This window comes from Kitasatospora sp. NPDC048296, assembly GCF_043201815.1.
Taxonomy (GTDB): domain Bacteria; phylum Actinomycetota; class Actinomycetes; order Streptomycetales; family Streptomycetaceae; genus Kitasatospora.
Genome location: NZ_JBICZB010000001.1, coordinates 13,735 through 28,019, shown reverse-complemented (window position 1 = coordinate 28,019; position 14,285 = coordinate 13,735). Strand labels below are relative to the sequence as shown.

Annotated in this window: 13 protein-coding genes; 8 read left to right on the top strand and 5 right to left on the bottom strand. The window is 73.3% G+C overall.

Going from position 1 to position 14,285, the window contains the following annotated elements; all coding sequences use genetic code 11:
* Positions 1-6 precede the first annotated feature (6 nt).
* On the top strand, positions 7-873 hold the full coding sequence (locus tag ACGF12_RS00135; protein ID WP_393023195.1) for a hypothetical protein: 867 nt from the start codon (positions 7-9) through the stop codon (positions 871-873).
* Positions 874-900: 27 nt separating this feature from the next.
* Here ACGF12_RS00135 and ACGF12_RS00130 read toward each other — a convergent pair whose 3' ends face one another.
* Positions 901-1,869 carry a helix-turn-helix transcriptional regulator gene (locus tag ACGF12_RS00130; protein ID WP_387613626.1) on the bottom strand — a complete coding sequence of 323 codons (969 nt, stop codon included), beginning with the start codon at positions 1,867-1,869 and terminating at the stop codon, positions 901-903.
* Between the two features lie 91 nt (positions 1,870-1,960).
* Between ACGF12_RS00130 and ACGF12_RS00125 the strand changes: the two genes are divergently transcribed.
* A complete protein-coding gene (locus ACGF12_RS00125) occupies positions 1,961-3,448 on the top strand; it encodes an MFS transporter (protein WP_393023920.1) in 1,488 nt (495 codons plus the stop codon).
* 73 nt (positions 3,449-3,521) lie between these two features.
* Here ACGF12_RS00125 and ACGF12_RS00120 read toward each other — a convergent pair whose 3' ends face one another.
* Positions 3,522-3,812, bottom strand: coding sequence for a DUF2087 domain-containing protein (locus ACGF12_RS00120; RefSeq protein WP_393023192.1), 291 nt, complete (start codon positions 3,810-3,812; stop codon positions 3,522-3,524).
* A gap of 68 nt (positions 3,813-3,880) precedes the next feature.
* Positions 3,881-4,522, bottom strand: coding sequence for an HhH-GPD-type base excision DNA repair protein (locus ACGF12_RS00115; protein WP_393023189.1), 642 nt, complete (start codon positions 4,520-4,522; stop codon positions 3,881-3,883).
* 263 nt (positions 4,523-4,785) lie between these two features.
* Between ACGF12_RS00115 and ACGF12_RS00110 the strand changes: the two genes are divergently transcribed.
* The 3 genes from ACGF12_RS00110 (at position 4,786) to ACGF12_RS00100 (ending at position 8,785) form a co-directional block, all read left to right on the top strand.
* Positions 4,786-5,133, top strand: a complete 348-nt coding sequence (locus ACGF12_RS00110) for a DoxX family protein (protein WP_393023186.1) — start codon at positions 4,786-4,788, stop codon at positions 5,131-5,133.
* Between the two features lie 210 nt (positions 5,134-5,343).
* Positions 5,344-7,845 carry a germacradienol/geosmin synthase gene (locus tag ACGF12_RS00105; RefSeq protein ID WP_393023183.1) on the top strand — a complete coding sequence of 834 codons (2,502 nt, stop codon included), beginning with the start codon at positions 5,344-5,346 and terminating at the stop codon, positions 7,843-7,845.
* A 142-nt stretch (positions 7,846-7,987) separates the two neighbouring features.
* Positions 7,988-8,785 (top strand): VOC family protein, encoded by a 798-nt coding sequence (locus tag ACGF12_RS00100; protein WP_393023180.1) that lies wholly within the window; start codon positions 7,988-7,990, stop codon positions 8,783-8,785.
* Positions 8,786-8,849: 64 nt separating this feature from the next.
* Here ACGF12_RS00100 and ACGF12_RS00095 read toward each other — a convergent pair whose 3' ends face one another.
* Complete coding sequence (locus tag ACGF12_RS00095; protein ID WP_393023917.1) at positions 8,850-9,581, bottom strand: ArsR/SmtB family transcription factor; 732 nt, start codon at positions 9,579-9,581, stop codon at positions 8,850-8,852.
* A gap of 82 nt (positions 9,582-9,663) precedes the next feature.
* On the opposite strand from ACGF12_RS00095, the gene ACGF12_RS00090 reads away from it, so the two are divergent.
* Both ACGF12_RS00090 and ACGF12_RS00085 read left to right on the top strand, forming a co-directional pair.
* Positions 9,664-10,920, top strand: a complete 1,257-nt coding sequence (locus ACGF12_RS00090) for a hypothetical protein (RefSeq protein WP_393023177.1) — start codon at positions 9,664-9,666, stop codon at positions 10,918-10,920.
* On the top strand, positions 10,917-11,690 hold the full coding sequence (locus ACGF12_RS00085; protein WP_393023175.1) for an isocitrate lyase/phosphoenolpyruvate mutase family protein: 774 nt from the start codon (positions 10,917-10,919) through the stop codon (positions 11,688-11,690). The genes ACGF12_RS00090 and ACGF12_RS00085 overlap by 4 nt, the downstream gene beginning before the upstream one ends.
* A 97-nt stretch (positions 11,691-11,787) precedes the next feature.
* Here ACGF12_RS00085 and ACGF12_RS00080 read toward each other — a convergent pair whose 3' ends face one another.
* Positions 11,788-12,573 carry a TetR/AcrR family transcriptional regulator C-terminal domain-containing protein gene (locus ACGF12_RS00080; protein WP_393023173.1) on the bottom strand — a complete coding sequence of 262 codons (786 nt, stop codon included), beginning with the start codon at positions 12,571-12,573 and terminating at the stop codon, positions 11,788-11,790.
* Between the two features lie 188 nt (positions 12,574-12,761).
* On the opposite strand from ACGF12_RS00080, the gene ACGF12_RS00075 reads away from it, so the two are divergent.
* Positions 12,762-14,276 (top strand): MFS transporter, encoded by a 1,515-nt coding sequence (locus tag ACGF12_RS00075; RefSeq protein ID WP_393023171.1) that lies wholly within the window; start codon positions 12,762-12,764, stop codon positions 14,274-14,276.
* Positions 14,277-14,285 lie beyond the last annotated feature (9 nt).

The window sequence follows — 14,285 nt, the reverse complement described above, 5'->3', positions numbered from 1 at the left end:
GGACCGGTGTCGACGTCCGATCGTCCGGTCGAGGTCTGGCGGCTGCCCGAGGAGGACTGGCGGGCGGGCCGCCGGGCCGCGACGTGGACGGTCGGGCCGGGCGGGGAGCTGCTGGTCCTGCTGACGGCCGGAGCGGAACCGGAACCGCCGTACGACGCCTGTCTGGTGACCGTCGAACGGGGCGGTGAGCGGCGTCTCGATCTGCCGCAGGTCCCGCTCCGCCGCCCGACGTACCTCGGTCTGCTGCCGGGCGGTCGGCCGCTGGTGGTGGACGGTCGGGCGGAGGAGCTGGCGGACGGCTGGGAGCTCAACGGCCTGGTGTTCGCACCGGACGGCCGGCCGACCCGGCGGCTGCAGCTCGGCGACGACGTCCAGGCGCTGGTGACGGACCGTGAAGGCCGGATCTGGCTGGCCTTCGGCGACGAGGGTTGCTACGGGGACAATCCGCTCGCCCGGCGCGGCCTGCTGGGTCTGGACGGCGCCGGGCGGACCGTCTGGGTTCCGGACTTCGAGGACCTGCCCGACGAGCCGATGGAGGGCCTCGCCGCCGCCACCGAGGGGCGGCGGGTCTGGCTGGCCTGGTACGGGGAGCGCACCTTCCTCACCGCCGCCGACCCGGGGGGTGGGCCGCCCCTCAGCATGCGGCTGCCGGCCCGGCAGCCGGTGGGCTTCGCGATCGCCGACGACCGGGCCGTCTTCCTGCAGCCCGAAGGCGAGTTGGTCCGGTGCGTACGGGAGAGCCGCAAGGGCTGGCGGGAGGTCCGCCGGGAGCGGCTGGACCTGCCGGGGGAGTTGGACCGGCAGCACGCCCACGGCCGGGACGGCGTGCTCCGGTTCCGCTGCGGCAACGGCTGGTACCGGGTCCCGGCCTGAGTCACTGGCATCGGCCCCGAGGTCCGTCTAACCCGGCTGGTTCGCCGCGTGGTCGGCCAGGTCCGCGAGCCTGCGCAGGTGCTCGCGCAGCTCCGGCGGCTCGTGCACCTCGAAGGGGCAGTCCAGCATCAGCAGCCCCGCCGCCAGCCACCTCAGGGAGTCCGCCCGGGAGCGCAGGCGGCAGCTGTGGTCGTCGATCGGTTCGATCTCGTAGTCCCCGGTCCACGGCATCCAGCCGTCGACCTCGGCGGCGGGCCGGTGGACGGTGGCCACCATGGTGTGCGTCGGCGACTGGCCGCGCAGCCTGCTCGCCACGAACACGGCGGCGTCCTCGGCGGGGAGCGGGCGCGGGGTGAAGCGGGCGCCGGTGGCGAAGGGCTCGCTCAGCCGGTCGATCCGGAAGAGCCGCCAGTCCTCGCGGTCCAGGTCGTAGCCGATCAGGTACCAGCGGCGGCCGGTCGAGACGAGGCGCTCGGGTTCGACGTTGCGCCGGGTCTCGGCGCCGTCGCGGGCCCGGTAGGAGAAGCGCAGCCGCTCCTTGGCGGTGACGGCGCGGGCGAGCATGGTGAGGTCCTCCGGGTCGACGGTCGGGCCGTCCCCGGTGAGCAGCGGCACGGTGGCGCTGTTGAGCGTGCCCACCCGGTGCCGCAGCCGGGCGGGCAGCACCTGGAGCAGTTTGCCGAGGGCCCGTACCGAGGCCTCCTCGATGCCGACCACCGCGTGTCCGGCCGCCGCCCGGAGCCCGACCGCGATGGCCACCGCCTCGTCGTCGTCCAGCAGCAGCGGCGGCATCGCGGTGCCCGCGACCAGCCGGTAGCCGCCGACCGCGCCCATGGTGGCCCGCACCGGGTAGCCGAGGTCGCGCAGCCGGTCGATGTCGCGCCGGATGGTGCGGGGGCTGACGCCGAGCCGCTCGGCGAGTTCGCTGCCGGGCCACTCGCGCGGGGTCTGCAGCAGGGACAGCAGGTTCAGCAGCCGGGCCGGGGTGTCGGTCATGCCGTCCAGGATGCCGGACGAACTGGGACAGGTCCTGACCTACATGACCCCTACCTTGGTGGACGTGCAGCAGAAGAGCGAGGAGTACGGAATGACCACGGCGGGAGCCGACCGGCGGAGGTGGATCGCGCTGGCGATCGTGATGGTCGCCTCCTTCATGGACCTGGTGGACGTGACCATCGTCAACATCGCCATCCCGAGCATCCAGCAGGACACCGGCGCCTCCTTCAGCGCCATCCAGTGGGTCACCGGCGGCTACGCGCTGGCCTTCGCGATCGGGCTGATCACCGGCGGCCGACTGGGCGACATCCACGGCCGCAAGCGGCTGTTCCTGATCGGGATCGGCGGCTTCACCGTGGCCTCCGCGCTGTGCGGGCTGGCCTCCGGCCCGGAGATGCTGGTCGCGATGCGGCTGCTGCAGGGCGGCACGGCGGCGCTGATGGTGCCGCAGGTGCTGTCGATCATCCACGCGACCTTCCCGGCGGAGGAGCGCGGCAAGGTGTTCGGCATGTTCGGCGCGGTGGTCGGACTGGGCGCGGTCTCCGGTCCGATGATCGGCGCGCTGCTCACCGAGTGGGACCCGCTGGGCCTGGCCTGGCGGCCGATCTTCCTGATCAACCTGCCGGTCGGCATCGCCGGGCTGCTGCTCGGCCGCCGCTACATCGACGAGTCCAGGGCCGAGCACGCGCTGAAGCTGGACCTGGTCGGCGTGGCGCTGGCCAGCCTCGGCCTGCTGATGCTGGTCTACCCGCTGACCCACGGCCGGGAGGCCGGCTGGCCGCTCTGGGGCTATCTGTCGATGGCCGGGAGCCTGCCGGTGTTCGCGCTGTTCGTGGTGTACGAGAAGGCCAAGACCCGGCGGGACGGCTCGCCGCTGGTGGAGCTGTCGCTGTTCCGGGTGAAGAGCTTCGCGGCCGGGATCTGCGTGCAGCTGGCCTTCGGGGTGGCGCTCGGCATCTTCTTCCTGGTCTGGACGCTCTACATGCAGGTCGGGCTGGGCTGGAGCCCGCTCAAGGCCGGCGCGACCGGCATCCCGTTCTCGCTCGCGGTCTCCACGGCGGCCGGGCTCTCGGTGCAGAAGCTGGTGCCGCGGTTCGGGCGGAAGGTGCTCCAGGCGGGCGCGCTGGTGATGGCGGCGGGCGTGCTCACCTACATCTGGGAGGCGGACCGGTACGGGACGTCGATCGCGCCCTGGCAGATGGCGCTGCCGCTGGTGGTGATGGGCCTCGGGATGGGGCTGATCGTCGCCCCGATCACCGACGCGGTGCTGTCCGAGGTGCCGCGCCGGCACGCCGGGTCGGCCTCCGGGCTGATCAACACCGTGCAGCAGGTGGGGAACGCGCTCGGGCTCGGGCTGGTGTCGGTGGCCTTCTTCGGGGCGATGGACGACGTGGTCGCGCCGGACGCGGTCGGGACGGCCTTCGGCGGGGCGTTCACCAACGCGCTGTGGTGGGTCGCGGGGGTGCTGCTGGCAGTGTTCCTGCTGATGTTCGCGCTGCCGCGGAAGCGAGCGGCGGGGGGTGTCGCCGCTGCGGGGGACGCGGCGGAGGAGCAGGAGCAGCAGTCGGCGCTGATCTGACGCCCGGCTCGACGAGGGCCTCGGTCGCGCGTGTGCGGCCGGGGCCCTCGGCGCATCCGGGACTGCACGCCGGCTACGGGTGCTCGGCTGCCCGGACCCGCTGGTAGCTGCTGCCGTCCTTGGGGCGGGCCAGGTGGCCGGCCTCGACCAGGTCGCGGCGCAGGGCGGGGGCGTCGTCGTGCACGGTGCGCAGGGCGTCGTTGACCTCGGCCTCGGTGTAGCTGCGGCCCGGCTCGAACAGGGTCTCGGCGAGACGGGCCAGCAGTTGCTCCCGGCGGGCCGCCTTGCGGGGGAGGCCGGTCAGGCGCCCGTCAGGGGTGAAGAACGCGGACACACTGTGGCGTGCGGGGGTGGATGCGGTCATGCCGGAAGCGTCGCCCGGTGGAGCGGGGCGGGGCAATCGGTTTTCGGTGCCGTCGTCCTCCGGTCGGCTCAGCGGGTGCCGGGCACGGCCGCGGCGGTCGTCCGGGAGGTGGTGCGGGGCTTGGCGGCGGCCTTCGCCTCCTTCGCGGCGCGCTTCATCTCCTGCTTGAACTCCCGTACCAGGGTGAGGGAATCGGGGCCGGTGATGTCGGCGACCGAGCGGTGCGAGCCCTCCTCGCCGTACGCGCCGGCCGCCTCGCGCCAGCCCTCCGGCCGTACCCCGTACTGCTTGCCGAGCAGGGCCAGGAAGATCTGCGACTTCTGTTTGCCGAAGCCGGGGAGGGCGTTGAGGCGGCTGAGCAGCTCCTTGCCGGTGCGGGCGTCCTTCCACAGCGCGGCGGCGTTGCCGTCGTACTGCGCGACGAGGAACTGGCAGAGCTGCTGCACCCGTTTGGCCATCGCGGCCGGGTAGCGGTGGACGGCCGGTTTCGCGGAGAGGAGGGCGACGAACTCCTCCGGGCTGTAGGTGGCGATCTCGTGGGCGTCGAGGTCGTCCCGGCCGAGGCGCTGGGCGATGGTCAGCGGGCCGGTGAACGCCCATTCCATCGGCACCTGTTGGTCCAGCAGCATGCCGACGAGCGCGGCGAGCGCACTCCGTCCGAGCAGTTCGTCGGCCTCGGGCTGCTGGGCGAGCCGGACGGTGACGTTCATGGGGTTTGCCCTCCTCGGAGTTGACGTCGGGTCGGCGCCCAGTCTGGTGGACGCGGCGTGGGCGGACGCCGTCAACACGCCCGTAGCCGGGGAAGTCTTGGTGGCCCGGCCTTGCCAGGCCTGCATTGTTCGTTGGCGGAACGGTTGTTGGGGGCCGTTCGGAGGGGACGCGGAAAAATTTTTGTCCGCGCCGGTCACATCCGCGACGCGTGCCGGGTCAGTGCTGTGTCCGACCGACCAGTCACCGAATGGGGAGCACACCAATGTCCGTCGCCCACACCATCGTCACCGTCCTCGGCGCCCTCATGGTCGGCTTCTCGGCGTACTCGGTCTTCGCCGAGGCCGAGTACGTCGTGGGGCCCCTCGCCGAGTACGGTGTCCCGCGTGCCTGGTGGACCTGGCTCGGGGTCGCCAAGGCCGCCGGCGCCCTCGGCCTCCTGGTCGGCCTCGCCGTCCCGGCCCTCGGTTACGCCGCCGCCGTCGGCATCATCCTCTACTTCCTCGGCGCCGTCGTCACCGTCGCCCGCGCTCGCGCCTACGCCCACATCCCCTTCCCCCTCATCTACATGGCACCCGCCGCCGCCTCCCTGATCCTGGGGCTCGCGGCCTGACGGGGGCCATCGGCGCATGGGCGGACCGCCGAGCGGTCCGCCCATGCGCCGATGGCCCCGTGGGGAGTCGGGTGCGCGCTCGGCCGGGCGGGTGTGGGGGTGAACGAGAAGGCTGGTCATCTCATATGACTGTTTCTGTTGTGCCGGTGCGGTGGCCTGACGGCGGGTCATTCTTGGTCCAAACGACGCGTCCAGAAAGGCTCGCCCGCCGTGACCCAGCCGTTCGAACTGCCGTCCTTCTACGTGCCGCACCCGGCGCGCCTCAACCCCCATCTGGACGAGGCACGGGCCCACTCCACCGACTGGGCCCGGGAGATGGGAATGCTGGAGGGATCGGGCATCTGGGACCAGGCCGACCTGGAGGCCCACGACTACGGGCTGCTCTGCTCCTACACCCACCCCGACACCTCCGCCGAGGCGCTGTCGCTGGTCACCGACTGGTACGTCTGGGTCTTCTTCTTCGACGACCACTTCCTCGACATGTACAAGCGCACCAACGACCGCGAGGGCGGCAAGGCGCACCTCGACCGGCTGCCGCTGTTCATGCCGGCCGACCCGACCACCCCGACACCCGAGCCGGAGAACCCGGTCGAGGCGGGCCTGGCCGACCTGTGGCGGCGCACCGTGCCGGCGATGGGCGAGGACTGGCGGATCCGCTTCGCCGAGAGCACCCGCAATCTGCTCAACGAGTCGCTGTGGGAGCTCTCCAACATCAACGCCGGCCGGGTGGCCAACCCGGTCGAGTACATCGAGATGCGCCGCAAGGTCGGCGGCGCTCCGTGGTCCGCGCAGCTGGTCGAGTACGCGGCCGACGCCGAGGTGCCGAAGGAGGTTTCGGGCTCGCGCGCGCTGCGGGTGCTGATGGACGCCTTCTCCGACGGCGTGCACCTGCGCAACGACATCTTCTCGTACCAGCGCGAGGTCGAGGACGAGGGCGAGCTGAGCAACGGCATCCTGGTGCTGGAGCGCTTCCTGGAGTGCTCCACCCAGGAGGCCGCCGAGGCGGTCAACGACCTGCTCACCTCGCGGCTCCAGCAGTTCGAGAACACGGTGTTCACCGAACTGCCGGTGCTGTTCACGGAGACCGGGCTCGACGCCGAGGGCCGCGCCCGGGTGATGGCGTACGTCAAGGGCCTGCAGGACTGGCAGGCCGGCGGGCACGAGTGGCACATGCGCTCCAGTCGCTACATGAACGGCGGGGGTGTGAACGGCGGTGGCGCGGCGGCGGGTTCGGCCGACGACGCGACGCCCGGAACGGGCGGCGGGCTGCCCGGGCTGCCGGGTTCCGGCAACTGGTGGGACCAGTACGCGATCGGCGGCATCGGAACCTCGGCGCTGGACGTCCTGCGCAAGGGAGTTGAGAAGGCGGCGGCCCCCGCCGCCCTCCCCGCCCCCGCTGCCGAGCGGCGGGCGCGCTCGCACGGCCACGTGCCGTTCCAGCCCGTCGGCCCGTCCCGACTGCCCGAGTTCAAGCTGCCGTTCAGCCTGTCGCTGAGCCCGCACCTGGACGGCGCCCGGGAGCGGGTGATCGAGTGGGCCGAGCGGGTCGGAATGCTGGCCGGGCACCCCGACGTCCCCGGCTCCGGGATCTGGGACGCCGAGTCGATGCGCGACTACGACCTCCCGCTCTGCGCGGCCGGCATCCACCCGGACGCCACCGCCGACCAGCTCGACGTCTCCTCGGCCTGGTTGGCCTGGGGCACCTGGGCGGACGACTACTACCCGAAGGTCTTCGGGCGCACCCGTGACCTGGCCGGCGCCAAGGCCGCCAACGCCCGGCTGTCGCTGTTCATGCCGCTGGACGGTGGTCCCGTGCCCGAGCCGGTCAACGCGCTGGAGCGCGGCCTCGCCGACATCTGGCAGCGGACCGCCGGCCCGATGACCGTCGAGGCCCGGGGCAGGTTCCGCGAGTCGGTCGAGGTGATGACGGACAGCTGGATCTGGGAGCTCAGCAACCAGATCCAGAACCGGATCCCGGACCCGGTCGACTACCTGGAGATGCGCCGCACCACCTTCGGCTCCGAGCTCACCACGGGCCTCAGCCGGCTGTCGCACGGCAAGGCCGTGCCGGAGGAGGTGTACCGGCACGGCTCGATGCGCGCGCTGGAGAACTCCGCCATGGACTACGCGTGCATGATCAACGACGTCTTCTCGTACCAGAAGGAGATCGAGTACGAGGGCGAGCTGCACAACATCGTGCTGGTGGTGCAGAACTTCTTCAACTGCGACTATCCGTCGGCGGTCAGGATCGTCGACGACCTGATGCACTCCCGGCTGGAGCAGTTCCGGCACGTCGCACAGCAGGAATTCCCGGTGCTGTACGAGGACTTCGGGCTGGACGCGGCCGCCCGGGAGCTGCTCGACGGGTACGTCACGGAGCTGGAGAACTGGCTCGCGGGCGTGCTGAAGTGGCACCAGGACTGCCGCCGGTACCGCACCGAGGACCTGGAGCGGCACTTCGGTGCCGAGCGGGACCTCGCGGAGGCGGTCCGGGCGCGGGCGGCGGCGCCCGAGGTGGCTGCGGTAGCCGAGGCGTTGGCGGCGGCCCTGAGGGTTCCGACGGCTCCCGTCCCGCCGGTGCCCGTACCCGCTGCCGCGCCGGACCCGGAGCCGAGCGCCGCCGCCGTGACCGGCGCGGTGCCGCTCGGACCGACCGGCCTCGGCACGGCCTCGCTGCGCCCGCCGCTGAGCGGGGCTGTCCCGGCGAACTGAAGCGGCGCACCCGAGGCGCACCCGAGGCGCACCCGCGCGTACAAGCCCGCGCGGGTGCGCCTCGTCGTGGCTAGGCTGGCGAGTCGGGGGCCGCGCGCGCCTTCCGGCGCGCGCCCGCATCGTCACGGACGAGGGCTGAGAGATGGCTGCGCTACCTGAGGGCACACCCTGTTGGGCCGACGCGATGTTCACCGACGTGGAGGGCGCCAAGGCCTTCTACGGCCACGTCCTCGGCTGGACCTTCGGCGAGAGCTCGTCGGAGTTCGGCAACTACACGACGGCGTACTCGGACGGCAAGGCGGTGGCCGCGCTCGTGCCGCCGATGCCCGGTTACCAGACGCAGTCCGTCTGGTGCCTGTACCTCGCCTCCCCGGACGCCGCCGCCACCGCCGAGCGGATCCGCACCAACGGCGGCGAGGTGGTCACGGGCCCGACGGCGATCGGCGACGTCGGCACGATGGTGTTCGCCAAGGACCCGGGCGGGGTCGTGTTCGGCGTCTGGCAGGGCGGGACCTTCGAGGGCTTCGAGAAGCAGGGCGCGCCCGGCGCGTACAGCTGGGCCGAGATCGTCACCCGCGAGCCCGGCAAGGCCGACGCCTTCTTCCCGGCGGTCTTCCCGTACGGCACCAAGAAGATGGACTCCGAGCAGATGGACTACCGGATGTTCCAGGTCGGCGACCGGCCGGTGCTGGGCCGGAAGGGGGCGGAGGGCGACCTCCTGCCGCCCGAGGCGCCCTCGTACGTGAGCGTCTACTTCGCCGTGGACGACACCGACGCCGCGATCGAGCGGCTGAGGGCGCGCGGCGGCACGGTGTACGCCGGGCCGATGGACAGCCCGTTCGGCCGGTTCGCGGCGGTCGGCGACCAGCAGAGGGCGGCCTTCGGCCTGATCGACCTCGGCCGGACCGTGGGCGAGCAGCCCAGGACCGTGGACGTCTGACGGGGGAGCGGGAGGACCTCGTCGAGACCCTGGGCAACCACGGCGACCTGAGCGCCTCGCGGGCTCAGGACATCTCGACCCCGAGCAGTTCGCGAAGCGCCCGGCCGCCGTCCGGGGTGACCCGCACGGCCCGGCCGGAGCCGATCCGCTCCACCCAGGCGCGGTCCAGGGCGGTGCGACAGAGTGCCGCGCCCAGCGCCCCGCCGAGGTGGTTGCGGCGCTCCGTCCAGTCCAGGCAGCCGCGCACCACCGGGCGCCCGCCGGGGCGGCCCGCGCGCGGCGGCAGTTCGATCGCCTGCGCGGCCAGCCAGGCGCGGCCGCGCTCGGTGACGGCGAGGCCTGCGTCGTCGCTGACCAGGCCGCGGTCGAGGAGCGCGTCGGCGACGGCCACGCCGAGGCGGCCGGCCAGGTGGTCGTAGCAGGTCCGGGCGCGGGCCTCGGCGCTCTGCCGGGTGGCCTCGCGGAGGGTGTGGGGTGCCCGGTCCGGCAGCCCGGCGGCCTCGGCGAAGACCGTCTCGGCGAAGACGGTGACGTCCTCGATCAGGGTGGCGACGGCCGGGGTGGCCAGTCGGACGTACCGGTGCCGCCCCTGCCGTTCCTCGGCCAGCAGCCCGCTCGCGATCAACCGGGAGAGGTGCTCGCTGGCGGTGGACGGCGCGACCCCTGCGGTCCGGGCCAGCTCGCCGGCCGTCCAGGCGCGGCCGTCGAGCAGCGCGGAGCAGAACTCGGCGCGAGTGGGGTCGGCGAGCAGGGCGGCGAGGGCGGCGAGCGAGGAGCCCCGGTGGGCCGGCGGCATGCGTCCATGGTCGGGCATACCGCCATGGTCGCGCAGGCACAGTTCGGCCGGGACCGAAACGAGCCGGGGCCACGATGGCCGCATGAGTGATCCCACGGTGATCCGAATCGAGTTCTCCCGGTACGACGACGTGACCGCGGCCCTGGCCGACCCGGCGCTGGTCCCGCCGCCCGCGCCGCCCGGGCCGTACGGCACGGTGGCCTGGCTGCGGGCCGCCGTCGCCCGGTTCAGCGCGGGCGGGCCGCACGCCCGGCGGCGGGCGCTGGTGCTGGCCGACCTGGAACGGCTGGACCCGGCCGCGCTGCGGGTCGCGGCGGCGGGCGGCTACGGGACGGACGTCCGGCTGCGGGTGGTCCGGGTGCTGGCTGCGGCGCTCGGGCTGGCCGAGCCGGAGGCCGTCGCGCGGGACGTGGAAGCGGTGTCCCGGGCGTACTTCGAACCGGCGCCGGACGACCCGGAGGCGGACGCGGCGGTCGCCCGGTTGCTGCCCGCGATGGGGGACGCCGACGAGGAGACGGCGGCCAACCGGATCGGCCTGCTCGTCCAGGCCTGTGACGCCACGGCCACCCTGGTCGAGCACGCCCGGCGGCACCCCGACGGCCTGGCCGGCGCCCTGCGGGAGGACTCGCCCGTCCGGGAGATGCGCCGCTTCGCCGCCCGGGCGACCGAGGTCGGCGGGGTCGCCGTCCCCGCCGGGGCGCACGTCCTGCTGGACGTCGCGGCCGCCCAGCGGCCGGACCGCGAGCCGCTGGCCTTCGGCGCCGAGCCCCGGCTCTGCCCGGGCCGCTCGCACGCGCTGGTCATCGCCGAGGGCATCCTGTACGGCTCCTCGGATCCGGCGGACGACTCGGTGCCGCCCTCGCAGGACGTCGATCAGGCCGAACTCGCCGCCCTGATCCCGCAGATGATGGAACACGTCCTCGGTCTCGCCGCCACCTGGACGACCTGGGACGGGCGCCCGATCGTGAACGCGGACGGGCGAACCTACACCCCGCACAAGGTGGTTCGCCGGGTCGCCGACCATCTCCTGGACCACCTGGCCGAGTTGGAGGCGCGACTGGCCGGCGAGCCGGCCGAGCCCGACCACTGGCACGCCTCCGACGTCACCACCCCGGCCGACCTCGCGCCGTTCACCGTCGCCGACCTGGACGAGGCCCGCAGCCGGCTCACCCGGCTCGGGCGGATCTGGTCCCAGCGGGTCGCCGCGCTGCCGGAGAAGCACCTGGACGACTCGCCGGGGGCGGGCTGGAGCTTCCGTCAGATCGTCTGCCACCTCGCCGGGGCGTCCGGCTACTACGCGGACTCCGTCGGCGAGTTGAACCCGGAGGTCACCCGATGACCCCGTTCGCCGCGCTGCACCACCGCCCCGGCCGCCCGCTGCTGCTCCCGAACGCCTGGGACCACGCCTCGGCCGTCGCCCTCGCCGCCGAGGGCTACCCGGCGATCGGCACCACCAGCCTGGGCGTGGCGGCCGCCGCCGGCCTGCCGGACGGTGCCGCCGCCACCCGCGCGGAGACCGTACGGCTGGCCCGCCGGCTCGGCCGGGACGACTTCCTGCTCAGCGTCGACGTGGAGTCCGGCTTCAGCGACGACCCGGAGGAAGTCGCGGCGCTGGCCGTGGAGTTGGCGCAGGCAGGGGTGGCCGGCATCAACCTGGAGGACGGCCGGGCGGACGGCACGCTGGCACCGGCCGCCGTCCACGCGGCGAAGGTCGCGGCGGTGAAGGCGGCCGTGCCGGAGCTGTTCGTGAACGCCCGCACCGACACCTACTGGTGCGGGCAGGACGACCCCGAGCCGGAGGCCGTCCGGCGGCTGGAGGTCTACCAGCGGGCGGGCGCGGACGGCGTGTTCGTCCCCGGAGTGACCGAACCGGCGGTGATCGCCCGACTGGTCGGCCGGGTCGCCGTCCCGCTCAACATCCTGCTGACGCCGACCGGCCCGGGCCTCGCCGAACTGGCCGAGCTCGGAGTGGCCCGGGTCAGTCTGGGCTCGCTGCTCTACCGGGCGGCGCTGGCGGCGGCGGTGGCCACGGCGGCGGCCGTCGCCTCGGGCGGGCCGGTCGGACCGGTGCCGGGGTACGCCGATGTGCAGGCGCTCAGCGGGAGTTGAGCGCTGCTCGGCGGTGGTCGGCGGAGATCGGCACTGCTCGGCGGTGATCGACGGCCCGGGCGTTCGCGGTGCGCCGCCCGGGCCGTGGTGGCGGGGCTCAGCCCTTGCCCTGTGCGGCCCGGGCCGCCTCGATGCCGTCCAGGATCACCCCGACGCCGCGGATGAAGCTGTTGTCCCGGCTGCCCTCGTTGACCTCCTGTTGCACCTGGGTGGTGTACAGCCGGTGCAGTCGCGGATGGCTCTTGGTGGCCTCCAGGACGGCGGGCAGCAGCTGCTCCATCCACACCCGCTCGTCCTGGCCGCTCCTGGTCAGCGCGCTCAGCCAGGCGGCCTCCACGCAGGCGGTCCCGATGGTGTATCCCATGACCGCGCTCATCGCGTCGTTGCCCTCGACGAGTTCGAAGCCGGCCGCTTCCATCAGGGCCAGGAGGGCCTCGGAGACCCGCAGCCAGTTGGGGCCGAGGTAGACCATCCCGACGTCGCCGATCACCGAGACCATCCACGGGTGGCGCAGGATGGCCGCGCGCACGCTGTCGGCGCAGTCGACGACGGTCGCGCGCCAGACCTTGGGGTCCTCGGCGCCCTCGGCCGGCGGCAGCGGGAGCTCGCCGAAGACCTGGTCGACGACCAGGGCGAGCAGCTCGTCCTTGTTGGCGACGTGGGTGTAGAGCGAGGTGGCGCCGGCGTCGAGGCGGGCGCCGAGCTTGCGCATGCTCAGCGCCTCGATGCCGTCGGAGTCCAGCAGTGCGAGCGCCTCGGTGACGATCTGCTCGCGGCTGAGGGCGGGCTGGTTCCGCCGCCGCGGCGGGCGGTTCCACGGCGACTGGAAGCCGGTCGGGTCCGGTCGACCGTCCGACGATGTGTCCTCTGACCTGGCCGCCATCGGCCCTCCTCGCTCTCGGTCCGGGTTCTTCCGATTCAGCATAAAGCCGCGCCGCACGCTGTACGGCGTTGCGAACACTGTACGGTGGCCGTACGGTGTTCGGAATGGCGCACACCGTACGGCCGGGGTGGGCGGACGGTGTGCCCTCGACGACACTTTCGCGCGGCCGAAACCGAAGGGGGATCACGGTGGAACGTCACCCGCGTCGCTGGCTCATCCTGGTCGTGCTCTGTCTCAGCAGCCTGGTGCTGGTGATCGACAACATGGTGCTCACGGTGTCCGTCCCGCCGATCGCGGAGGACCTCAAGGCCGGGGCGCAGGACATCCAGTGGATCATCGACTCCTACATCCTGGTCTTCGCCGGGCTGCTGCTGACCTCGGGCAGCCTCTCCGACCGCTTCGGACGGCGAAAAGTGATGATCATCGGCCTGGCGCTGTTCGGCGCCGCCTCCCTGGTCGCGGCGGTCGCCACCAGCCCCGGCCAGCTGATCACCGGGCGCGTCCTGATGGGTGTCGGCGGCGCACTGATCATGCCCAGCACGCTGTCCATCCTGATCACCGTCTTCGACAACGAGGAGCGGCCCAAGGCGATCGCCGCCTGGAGCGCGGTGGCCATGGTCGGCCTGATCGGCGGCCCGGTGCTGGGCGGCGCGCTGATCGCGCACTTCTGGTGGGGCGCGGTCTTCCTGGTCAACGTGCCGGTGGCGGCGATGGCGATCGTCGCGGCGGTCGTGCTGATGCCCGAGTCCAAGGGGCCGTGGCGCCGACCCGACCTGCCCGGGATGCTGCTCTCGATGGTCGGCATGACGGCCCTGGTCTGGTCGATCATCGTGCTGCCCCGGGACGGCTTCACCGACGCCGGCACCCTCGGCGCGCTGGCCGTCGCGGTGGCCGCGCTGATCGGCTTCGGCGTCCGGCAGGTTCGCACCGACTCGCCGATGGTCCCGCTCAAGCTGTTCCGCAACCGGGTCTTCACCGGCGCCAGTTTCTCGCTGGTCCTGCTGACCTTCGCCACCGGCGGCCTGATGCTGGTGCTCACCCAGTACCTGCAGTTCGTGCTGGAGTTCTCGCCCACCGACGCCGGCCTGTCCTTCATGCCGCTGGCCATCGCCTCGCTCGCCTTCAACGCGATCGGCGCCGTGCTCGGCAAGAAGCTCCAGCCGCGCGTGCTGACCTCGGTCGGCATGGTGATCATCGCGGGCGGCTTCGCCCTGCTGGCCACGCTCTCGGTCGGCGACGGCTTCACCAAGGTCGCCCTGGCCATGCTGGTGCTGGGCGTCGGCGCCGGCCTCGGCATGCCGGCCGCCGCCAACGCGCTGATGGGCGCGATCCCCGGCGAGCACGCCGGAGTCGGCTCCGCGCTCAACGACACCATCCAGCAGTCCGGCGCCGCGCTCGGCGTGGCCGTCCTCGGCACCGTGCTCTCCAGCACCTACACCGGCTCGATGCCGGCCGGTGCCCCCGCCCCTGCTCGGCACGCCGTCACCGACGCGCTCGCCCTCTCCGCCTCCACCGGCGACGGGGCCCTGGCGAACGCCGCCCGGGAGGCCTTCAACACCGCGACCTCGACCACCTTCACGGCCGGCGGCGTCGCCGTCCTGGCGGCGGCGGTGCTCACCCTGGTCCTGATGCGCGACCGCGGCACGGGCGGCCGGGAGGCCGTGGCGGAGTCCACCGAGCCCGCCGTCGAGCCGGTGGGCTGAGCCCCGCCG